Origin of the sequence: Bacillus cereus group sp. MYBK216-1 (assembly GCF_051916495.1) — a bacterium.
GTDB lineage: Bacteria > Bacillota > Bacilli > Bacillales > Bacillaceae_G > Bacillus_A > Bacillus_A thuringiensis_K.
Genome location: NZ_JBQAGT010000008.1, coordinates 153,334 through 162,967 on the forward strand (window position 1 = coordinate 153,334; position 9,634 = coordinate 162,967).

The following is a 9,634-nucleotide window of genomic DNA, read 5'->3' on the forward strand; positions in this document are numbered from 1 at the left end:
GTATGCTTTGCTTTATACAAGCCCTAACCAATGTACCAATTGTGTAGAGAGGAATGTCACAACAATAGCGATAACGGTAGGGATTGCAAACGATAAGAATGTCCATTTTGCACTTTTTGTTTCTTTATATATGTTAACCAGTGTTGTTCCACATGGGAAATGAAGAAGTGAGAACAACATTGTGTTTAACGCTGTTAACCAAGTCCAACCATTTTCTAAGAATAAATTTTTAATTTGATTAAAATCATCTATTTCAGTTAAAGCCCCGGTTGATAAGTAAGACATTAATAAAATTGGGATAACAATTTCATTTGCTGGTAGTCCAAGAATGAACGCAGCTAGAATAAAGCCATCAAGTCCTAACATTTTAGCGAATGGATCCAGGAAGTTTACAAAATACATAAGTAGACTTGTATCACCGATGAAAATATTAGCTAGTAACCAAGTTAATGCAGCCGCAGGGGCAGCTACAACAACAGCTCGTTTTAAAACATAGACTGATTTATCGAGTGTTGCACGCACAATTGTATTCCAAACCTTTGGCTTACGGTACGGCGGTAACTCAAGTGTGTAGTGAGTTGGAACGCCTTTTAAAGCTGTTTTTGATAGTACCCAAGAAACGGTTAATGTCATAATAATACCAATTACAACCATTCCAACTACAACGCCGGCAGTAACAAGTGTTTGCATACTACCTGTATAACCAGCAGCCATAAATAATGAGGCCATTAAAATTAACATAGGCCAGCGACCGTTACAAGGTACGAAGTTGTTTGTTAAGATTGCTAGCATACGTTCACGTGGTGATTCAATGATACGTGTTGACATAATGGCTGCTGCATTACAACCAAATCCCATTGCCATTGTTAAAGATTGTTTCCCGTGTGCACCGGATCGTTTGAATAAGCGGTCCATATTAAACGCGACACGTGGTAAGTATCCGTAGTTTTCTAATAGCGCGAACATAGGGAAAAAGATTGCCATAGGTGGTAACATAACGCTAATAACAGCACCGATACCACGGAATAAACCAAGTATTAAAATGCCGTGTAACCATTCAGGTGCATGTGCTGCTTGGAACCAAGATGTTAAATATCCTTCGGCCCATCCGAAGAATTCGGCAATCATATCAGATGGTACGTTAGCGCCTGCAATTGTAAGATAAAAAATAATAGATAAAATACCAAGCATAATTGGGAATCCCCATATTGGAGATGTGAAAACTTTATCTAGTTTTTCGGAACGATATAATTTATCAGTATTTGTATATTGGACGGATTCTTTACATATGCTTGCAGATGTTCGGTAAATATCTCCGACTATATCATCTCGTATATCTTCTTTTGAAAGTGTTTGTGCATGTTGAATAATATAGTCTAATGGAAGAGCTTTACTGGCTGAGTGAGATTCCATTAATTACGACCTCCCTTACAAGTGGTTCATTATGGTGTTTTTGAAGTGTAGTTAAGAAATTTTTATCTCCATCTAGTATACGTAACGCAATCCAACGTGCTGGATACGTATCACCGAACACTTTATAAATTTGTGGTTCTAATTCCTGAATCATATTTTCGATTTTTTCGCTGTAAGTAATTTTAATTGGTGTTGGAATTAGTTTTTTATTTGCTACTTTTGCAATAACATTCAGCAAATGACCAATACCTACTCGGTTACGTGCTGAAATTTTAACGACAGGCACACCAAGTGATTTTGCTAATTTCTTTTCATCGATAACGATGCCTTTTTTCTCAGCTTCATCAATTAAGTTAATACAAATGACTACGTTACTCGTCATTTCAATCACTTGAAGTGCTAAATTTAAATTTCTTTCCATTGCAGTTGCATCTACAACGACTACAGTTACTTCTGGTTTTTCAAATATAATATAATCCCTTGCTACTTCTTCATCCGCAGAGTTTGAATATAGTGAGTAAGTTCCAGGTAAATCTATTAATGTATATTTACTTCCGTTATGTTCATATTCCCCTTCAGCTTTTAAAACAGTTTTTCCCGTCCAGTTGCCAGTATGTTGTTTTAAGCCTGTTAAAGTATTAAATAATGTACTTTTCCCGGTATTCGGGTTACCAGCTAAAGCGATACGATGTTTGCTCATCTGAAATCATCTCCTATTAATACCCCGAAAATAAGGGAACTTTCTTCTTTGCGCAGTGCAATAGTTGTGTTGCTTACTTGATAAGCAACTGGATCTCCAAGTGGACTGCGTTGCAATACTTTAATCGTTGCCCCAGGGATAAATCCCAAATCTAATAAACGTCGTTTCATAGTTCCTTCTAATTGTATCTTCTCAATTTGTACAAACTCTCCTGTTCTAAATTCGGAAAGTGGTTTTGTATTAGCCGATACCATAAAAGTTACCTCATCTCTATATTGTTAGTTTAAGTTTAAAAAGTTTCCTAAGGTAAACTTTTTGTTAGTAATATAGTAGACCACGTTGGATTATGTTGTCAATTAGTACTTTAAAAATATTCATTTAATTTTAGAATTGTTCCAATTTATTTAGTTGTACTAAAAAATATTACTGAAATTCTTTTTAATGTTCACAAATTAGGCGTGTAAAAGTTACAAAATGCGCGGAATTGTAAATCTAACTTTAACTAGAAAGGGAAAAGATAGAAAAACATTTACATTGAATTTACATTGTTAAGAATAAATTTACATTACAGCATAGTTAGTGTGGTTTTTGTTGGATTCTTTAACTATAAATGTTGGGATTCCTAGCTTTTAAAGAGTATTATCGTCATTTACTTAAAATTAAAAATTGCTTAACACTCACATAATATTGTTGTCCTACAATGAATTTGTGTTCGAAAGAAAATGAATTCGAAAAGCGATAATCCAAATGGGGGTACAAGACATGGTTATGAAAAAAGGTATTAAATTTTCTTTAGCAGCTTTAGTGGTGGCAGGAGCGTTAGTTGGATGTGGGAAAGCAGAAGATACAGCTAGTAAAGAAACTGCTAAAGGAAGCGATAATACAAAACAAGAGTTATCAGGTACGATTGCAGCAGCTGGTTCTACAGCTCTTCTACCTCTTGCGGAGGAAGCTGGAAAGAAATTCATGGAGAAAAATTCAAAAGTTTCTATTCAAGTACAAGGTGGCGGTAGTGGAACTGGGATTAACCAAGTAGCATCGGGTGCAGTACAAATTGGTAATTCAGATGTTCCATCAGGAGATAAAATAAAAGATGCTGAAAAAGCGAAAGAATTAGTAGATAACAAGGTTGCGGGTATTGCATTCGCACTTGTCGTAAATAAAGATGTAAAAGTTGATAACTTAACAGTGCAACAAGTACAAGATATCTTCACTGGAAAAGTAACAAACTGGAAAGAGGTAGGCGGGAAAGATGAAAAAATCAACGTAATTAACCGTCCGGCTTCATCTGGTACACGTGCTACATTTGAAAAGACAGTTATGAAAGAAGCAAAGATTAATGATGGAACTGGTACGACACAAGATTCTAACGGTGCAGTAGAGCAAGCGATTAACTCTACTCCAGGTTCAGTAAGTTATTTAGCGATGTCTTACATGGTTGGCGACAAAAAAGGTGCACTACAAACAGTGAAAATTGATGGTGCTGAACCAAAAGTTGAAAACATTTCGTCTGGTAAATATCCATTCTGGTCTTACGAGTACATGGTAACAAAAGGTGAAGCGAAAGAAGCAACAAAAGCTTACATTGATTATGTAAAAGGTAAAGACTTTGAAAAGCAAGTAGAAGATATGGGTTACATCCCAATGTCTAAATTAAATAAGTAATAAAGTTTATGGGGCTGGCTGCAAGGCCAGTCCTGTTCATTTCAATCTATGAAGTGGGGTCTGACCTGTGATGAAGGGGAAAAAACAAATTAATTACGTAAAAAGTGAATATATAGGAAGATCGCTTGTTACGTTTTGTGGTATTTTTATTGTTTTAATTACATTAGCTATTATCGCGTTTATTTGTGGTAAAGGTATTCAATCTTTTACACAAAGCGGTATTTCATTTACTGAGATGTTAACATCCACAAAATGGAATCCAAATGCTGACGAAGGAACCTTCGGGGCTTTGATTTTCATTGTAGGTTCAACAGTGGTTTCGTTAGGTGCGGTTATTATTAGTGCGCCAATTGCTATAGCTCTTGCTATATTCATGAATTTAATTTCGCCGAAGTTTGGAAATAAAGTATTGAAGCCTGTTTTAGAATTATTAGTTGGTATTCCTTCGGTTGTATACGGGTTATTAGGGGTTACGATTTTAGTGCCGCTATTACGTGATTCGTTTGGAGGAGTGGGCTTTAGTTTAATTGCAGGTATTGTTGTATTAAGTATTATGATTTTACCTACTATTGCTAGTATCGCTTCTGATGCAATACGCTCTGTTCCATTTGATTATTTAGAAGCTTCTTATGGTTTAGGGTCAACGAAATGGCAAGCGGTTAGCCGAGTGATTGTTCCTGCTGCGAAAAAAGGGATTTTAACAGGTATTGTTTTAGGTTTAGCGCGTGCTTTTGGTGAAGCATTAGCGGTTCAAATGGTAATCGGGAACACAATTAAATTACCAGAAGGAATATACAGTCCGACAGCAACGTTAACTGGTATTTTGACAATGGACATGACAAATACATTAAACGGAACTGCTTGGAACAATGCGCTATGGACTTTAGCGATGATTTTACTTGTTATTTCATTCCTGTTTATTTTAGTAATTCGAGCGATTGGGCAAAGAGGTGAGCGATAATAATGAATGCAAGAACGGTAAATAAAGTTTGGACAGGTATCTTTTATGCAGTTGCAGCTTTTGTTGTAGCTTTACTAGTATTCTTAGTGTTTGAAATTCTGCAAAAGGGATGGGGATTTTGGGATCCTAATTTCTTGTTTGGAGAACCAAGTAATACAAGAGCTGGTGGTGGGATTGGTCCACAGTTATTCAATTCCTTCTACATGCTTGTTATAACGCTTGTTATATCTATTCCTCTTGGTTTAGGTGCTGGAATATATTTAGCGGAGTACGCAAAACAAGGACGTTTTTTAAATTTTGTTCGTTTATGTATTGAGACAATGGCGTCTTTACCTTCGATTGTTGTTGGTTTATTCGGTTTGTTAGTGTTCGTTACAATGACAGGCTGGGGATACACAGTAATGGGTGGTGCTCTTGCTTTAACTATTTTAAATTTACCAGGTTTAACACGTGTTTGTGAAAATGCGATTTCAGAAGTTCCTCATAATGTAAAAGAGGCAAGTCTTGGATTAGGTGCAACGAAGTGGCAAACGATTGCTCGTATTATTATCCCATCGTCATTACCGCAAATTATTACAGGTATTATTTTAGCGGCGGGTCGTATATTTGGAGAAGCGGCAGCATTAATTTACACAGCGGGTTTAACATCGCCGATTTTAAATTCAGCAGCGGATTTCTCAAGTCCTGCGCATCCTTTAAATCCGTTTAGACCAGCTGAAACATTAGCGGTTCACATTTGGAAATTAAATTCTGAAGGAGTTATTCCAGATGCGAAGTTGATTGCGACAAAATCTGCAGCTGTATTAATTATTATGGTATTATTATTCAATGTTATTTCACGCTTGGTAGCGTCTATATTACACAAGCGTTTTACAGGAACGAAAAGAAAAAGTAAAACGACGAAGAAGGTAAAAGCGGCATAAGTTACAAAGGAGAACTCTCTATTTATAAGTAGGGGGTTCTTTTGTATTTTAATATAGAAGGAATGGATGTAATGATTGTTGAATTTGTAATTAATTATAAAGAAGAACAGATGTAATTTGGATTGTGGATTCTAGTAAACCTATAGAGCGATATGTGGAAAAAATGATGCATTATATGATTAAGTAGAGAAAAGGCGTTATCTTCATTTTTGAAGATAACGCCTTTTGTTTTTAAATATCAGGTGTTTCTGTAGAAGTGCTGATTTTCCTACGGGAGCGTCTTTTTCTCCCAATTTTATCTAACAGTTCATACATAACTGGAACTACTACTAATGTAAGAACAGTTGAGACTGCCAAACCACCAATGACAACGACGGCTAAACTTTTTGATACCATACTTCCTGCTTGGGATTGGCCAAATAGGAGTGGGAGCATAGCAACGATTGTTGTAATAGCTGTCATAATAATTGGGCGTAGTCTAGTAGAACCTGCTTCAAGTAAGGCTTCTCTTGTTTCCATTCCGTGTTCCCGATTTTGTTGGACTCTTTCTATTAATACAATAGCGTTTGTAACAACAATACCGATTAACATTAATGCGCCAATTAAGGAATTTACATCAACAGGTGTTCGTGAAATGATTAATCCTAAAATACCACCGACAGCAGCTAGCGGCAAGGAGAATAGGATTGCAAAAGGAGCACGTGCTTGCCCGAAGGTGATAACCATAATTAAATATACAATACCGATTGCAATCCCCATAATTTTGAATAAATCCGTAAAATTCTCTTGCATAGATTCAGTAGCTCCTGCGATATTTACTTTTGCACCGCTAGGTAAATCTAAGTCAGTCATCGCTTTATTTACTGCTGTGTTTACTTTGCTCAAATCTTCATTTGAAGCTTCGGCGGTAATTTGGATTGTTTCTTTTCCATCTTTATGGAAAATTTCTGTTTGCGTTTGTTTTTCTGAAATAGTTGCGATGTCTTTTAAAGGTATTGGGCCATTAATAGGTGATAGTATGTTTGTATTTAAAATATCTTCTTGTTTATTAATGTTTTCTTTTTTGTGTTCTATCATAATAGTAGTTTTTTCGTTATTAATTGTAATTTCGCCAATAGGTGATTTCTTCATAAGGAATGCTACTTGTTGCGCAGCTATTTCTGGTGTTAAACCTAGTTGTTCAGCCTTTGTTTGATCAATATGAATTTGCCATTCTTTCTTAGAGTCTTCTAAATTTGTTTTTACTTTAGAAAGATCATCCATGCTTTTTAGTTTTGTTTCAACGATAGTAGCCGCCTCTTTTAAATTCGCTTCGTTAGTAGCTGTTACGTTAAATTGTAAGTTATTGCCGCCGCCAGAGCTTGAATAACTTGTTTTTATATAATCAAGTTCAGCAGGCTCAAAAGTTTTATTTTCCTTTTTTAACTCTTTAATATATTGATCAATATCAGAACCTTTTTTAAAGACTACGAATATACTAGCGAGGTTATTTTTAGTTGTTTGCCCCCATTGTGCATCTTCTGCGCTAGATCCCATTCGTAAAATAACGTCTGTTATATCTGAATTAGAAAGTAATTTCTTTTCAAAATCAAATGCTTTTTGTTTTTGAGATTCAGCATTATAATCTGCTGGAAATGTCATGTTAATAGATAACATTGTGTCGTCTTCAGATTTTATGTTTGCTTTCGGTAGTAATATATAGGCTGCAATTGATCCTACAAATAATAAAAATGCAGTAAGTAGAATAATGAATTTATGAGAAAGAGCCCACTTTAACGTAGCGACATATCGTGATGAAGAACTTGGCTTTCGATGCTTTGTTTTTTTGAGTAGTAAAAAAGCCATAAGTGGAACAACTGTTAGTGCAACGATTAAGGATGATAGAATAGAATATACAACTGCTAATACCATAGGTAACATTAATTTTCCGATTGCTCCTGATACGAGGCCGATAGGTAAAAAAACAGCAACCGTTGTTAAAGTAGAAGAAGTAATTGCGACTGCGACTTCTTTCGTTGCATCGAGAATGATATCTTTAGAGAAAGAATCTTTTTGTAAACGGCGGAAAATATTCTCGATGACAACGATACTATCATCGACGAGACGTCCAACTGCAACAGCTAAACCACCGAGTGTTAAAATGTTAAGCGTAATGTTAGATTGATGTAGTAAAAAGAGTGTTAATAAAATAGATAATGGAATACTGACAACAGCGATGAGTGTTGTTCGGAAGTTACGTAAAAAGATTAAGATAATTAGAGTTGCAGCGATTGCTCCAAGTATTACTTCTTTTCCCATGTTAGTAACAGCATTTTCAACTTGTTCATGGGTTGAAGCCAAAAGTTTAATAGAAAATTGATCTTTATATTCCTTATCTATCTCTTTAACTTTTTTATCAATCTCTTTTCCAATGGCAACTGCATTTTTACTCGGTTCTTTCATGATGATTAATCCTGTGCCTTCTTCTCCGTTTATATGTGAGATTGTATCGTAGTGTTGTTTAATTTCAATTTGAGCAATGTCTTCCAATTTCACCTGGGGTGCCACAGTGATGTTTTTAATGGCATTTACATTTTTTATGTCCCCAATGACGCGGAGGTTGTATTCTTCCTGATTAACAGTAATTGCCCCAGCTGGAGTAGAAGTTTCTTTTCCTTGTAAAACAGTTAGTACCTGCTGTGATGTTACGTTTTTATTTTTTAATTGGTTCGGATCAAGTACGATAGATAATTCAGAGGTGGATTTTCCGAAAAACATAACGTTGGCAACACCATCAATGTTTTCGAGTTGTGGTACGATTTCTTTTTCAATTTGTTTTTCATCTGCTTTTGAAAAACCGTTTTGTTTCTGGATAGTAATTTGAGCGAGTGGAATCATAGAAGTGTTTAATTGACTAACTACGGGCTTGGTTACATCTTTAGGTAATTTAATTGTATTGACGGCTTTTTCGACTTCGCGTGCTGCATCTTTCATGTTTGCTTTTGATGTATACGCAATGTCAATACGTGATAATCCCTCGTATGTAGAAGAAGTAATGGTGTCGACGTGTTCTAAATTGCGAAATTGTTTTTCGAGAGGGTCAGTTACATCCTTTGTCATCGTTTCAGCGTCGAGTCCTTGAGATAAGGTTGTGACGGTAATTGCCGGATTGTCGATACTTGGTAAAAATTCCATAGGTAATTTAGAGCCGGAATAAACACCGAGTATGGAAATGAGAAAGATCATGATGATAATGGCAGCTCGGTTTTTTAATGAAAACTTTGTTAACCTATCCATAAAATAATTCCTCCATTGGTTTATTTATAGTTGAGTGCGTCCTTTCTTACTATATAACAAAAAATGGATATTTTTCATTAATTAAATGTAAAAAAATTCTAACAATACCCTTAAGTTTATATTAGGATTGGAATGTTGTTAATTTGTAGGGGGGAATTTTCGAATGAGAAGGAAGGGGATAATGCGCGTGAGTGACTGTTTAATGTAGATGGGATTTTTTCTTACGGCTAATTTGTATAGTTATTTTATAGAAGGATAATTATTATAAACCTTAATATAGAAGAGAATGAAAATTTGGGAAGGTATTGTGAAATTCAATTTTGTTGAATGAAGTGTAGTAGTATACAATCAGAATAACTATTTTTAGTAGAGAGGATAATAGTTATTTCTATAGAAGAAAGTAGGGTAGATAATTTTTTTATATTTTTATAAAAAAACACTTGTTATTTAAAAAGTGTGATGGTATATTAATAAACGTCGCTGATGCGGAAACGCAGAAAACGACAAAAAAGAAATTTTAAAACTTAGTTGACATCGAAAAATGAAGATGTTAATATGATGAAGTCGCTTCTGAAGCGACGGACAAGTTCTTTGAAAACTGAACGAAACAAACAACGTGAAACGTCAATTTTTATTTTAGATGCTAGACAAACTAACTTTATTGGAGAGTTTGATCCTGGCTCAGGATGAACGCTG

At 35.2% G+C, this 9,634-nt stretch carries 8 protein-coding genes; 4 read left to right on the plus strand and 4 right to left on the minus strand.

Annotated elements, in window-relative coordinates:
• Positions 1 to 12: 12 nt before the first annotated feature.
• From ACTFRH_RS24000 to ACTFRH_RS24010, 3 genes are read right to left on the minus strand one after another with little or no spacing between them, the layout of a single operon-like run.
• Complete coding sequence (locus ACTFRH_RS24000; RefSeq protein ID WP_000443617.1) at positions 13 to 1,413, minus strand: nucleoside recognition domain-containing protein; 1,401 nt, start codon at positions 1,411 to 1,413, stop codon at positions 13 to 15.
• Positions 1,391 to 2,113: a FeoB small GTPase domain-containing protein gene (locus ACTFRH_RS24005; RefSeq protein WP_000033859.1), complete on the minus strand. Its 723-nt coding sequence runs from the start codon at positions 2,111 to 2,113 to the stop codon at positions 1,391 to 1,393. Before ACTFRH_RS24005 ends, ACTFRH_RS24000 begins: the two co-directional genes overlap by 23 nt.
• Entirely contained in the window at positions 2,110 to 2,367 is a 258-nt protein-coding gene (locus ACTFRH_RS24010; protein WP_000252992.1) for a FeoA family protein, read from the minus strand. Before ACTFRH_RS24010 ends, ACTFRH_RS24005 begins: the two co-directional genes overlap by 4 nt.
• 508 nt (positions 2,368 to 2,875) lie before the next feature.
• Between ACTFRH_RS24010 and ACTFRH_RS24015 the strand changes: the two genes are divergently transcribed.
• The 3 genes from ACTFRH_RS24015 to pstA all read left to right on the plus strand — a co-directional run bounded on the left by ACTFRH_RS24015 (position 2,876) and on the right by pstA (position 5,662).
• The gene (locus ACTFRH_RS24015) at positions 2,876 to 3,778 is read left to right on the plus strand and encodes a phosphate ABC transporter substrate-binding protein PstS family protein (protein WP_000245105.1); all 903 of its coding nucleotides are present in this window, start codon (positions 2,876 to 2,878) and stop codon (positions 3,776 to 3,778) included.
• A gap of 70 nt (positions 3,779 to 3,848) precedes the next feature.
• A complete protein-coding gene (gene pstC / locus ACTFRH_RS24020; protein WP_000676674.1) occupies positions 3,849 to 4,739 on the plus strand; it encodes a phosphate ABC transporter permease subunit PstC in 891 nt (296 codons plus the stop codon).
• 2 nt (positions 4,740 to 4,741) lie between these two features.
• Positions 4,742 to 5,662, plus strand: coding sequence for a phosphate ABC transporter permease PstA (gene pstA, locus ACTFRH_RS24025; protein WP_000994135.1), 921 nt, complete (start codon positions 4,742 to 4,744; stop codon positions 5,660 to 5,662).
• A 231-nt stretch (positions 5,663 to 5,893) separates the two neighbouring features.
• Here pstA and ACTFRH_RS24030 read toward each other — a convergent pair whose 3' ends face one another.
• Positions 5,894 to 8,938: an efflux RND transporter permease subunit gene (locus ACTFRH_RS24030; protein ID WP_000375533.1), complete on the minus strand. Its 3,045-nt coding sequence runs from the start codon at positions 8,936 to 8,938 to the stop codon at positions 5,894 to 5,896.
• 528 nt (positions 8,939 to 9,466) lie between these two features.
• On the opposite strand from ACTFRH_RS24030, the gene ACTFRH_RS24035 reads away from it, so the two are divergent.
• Entirely contained in the window at positions 9,467 to 9,628 is a 162-nt protein-coding gene (locus ACTFRH_RS24035; protein WP_440049328.1) for a hypothetical protein, read from the plus strand.
• Positions 9,629 to 9,634 lie beyond the last annotated feature (6 nt).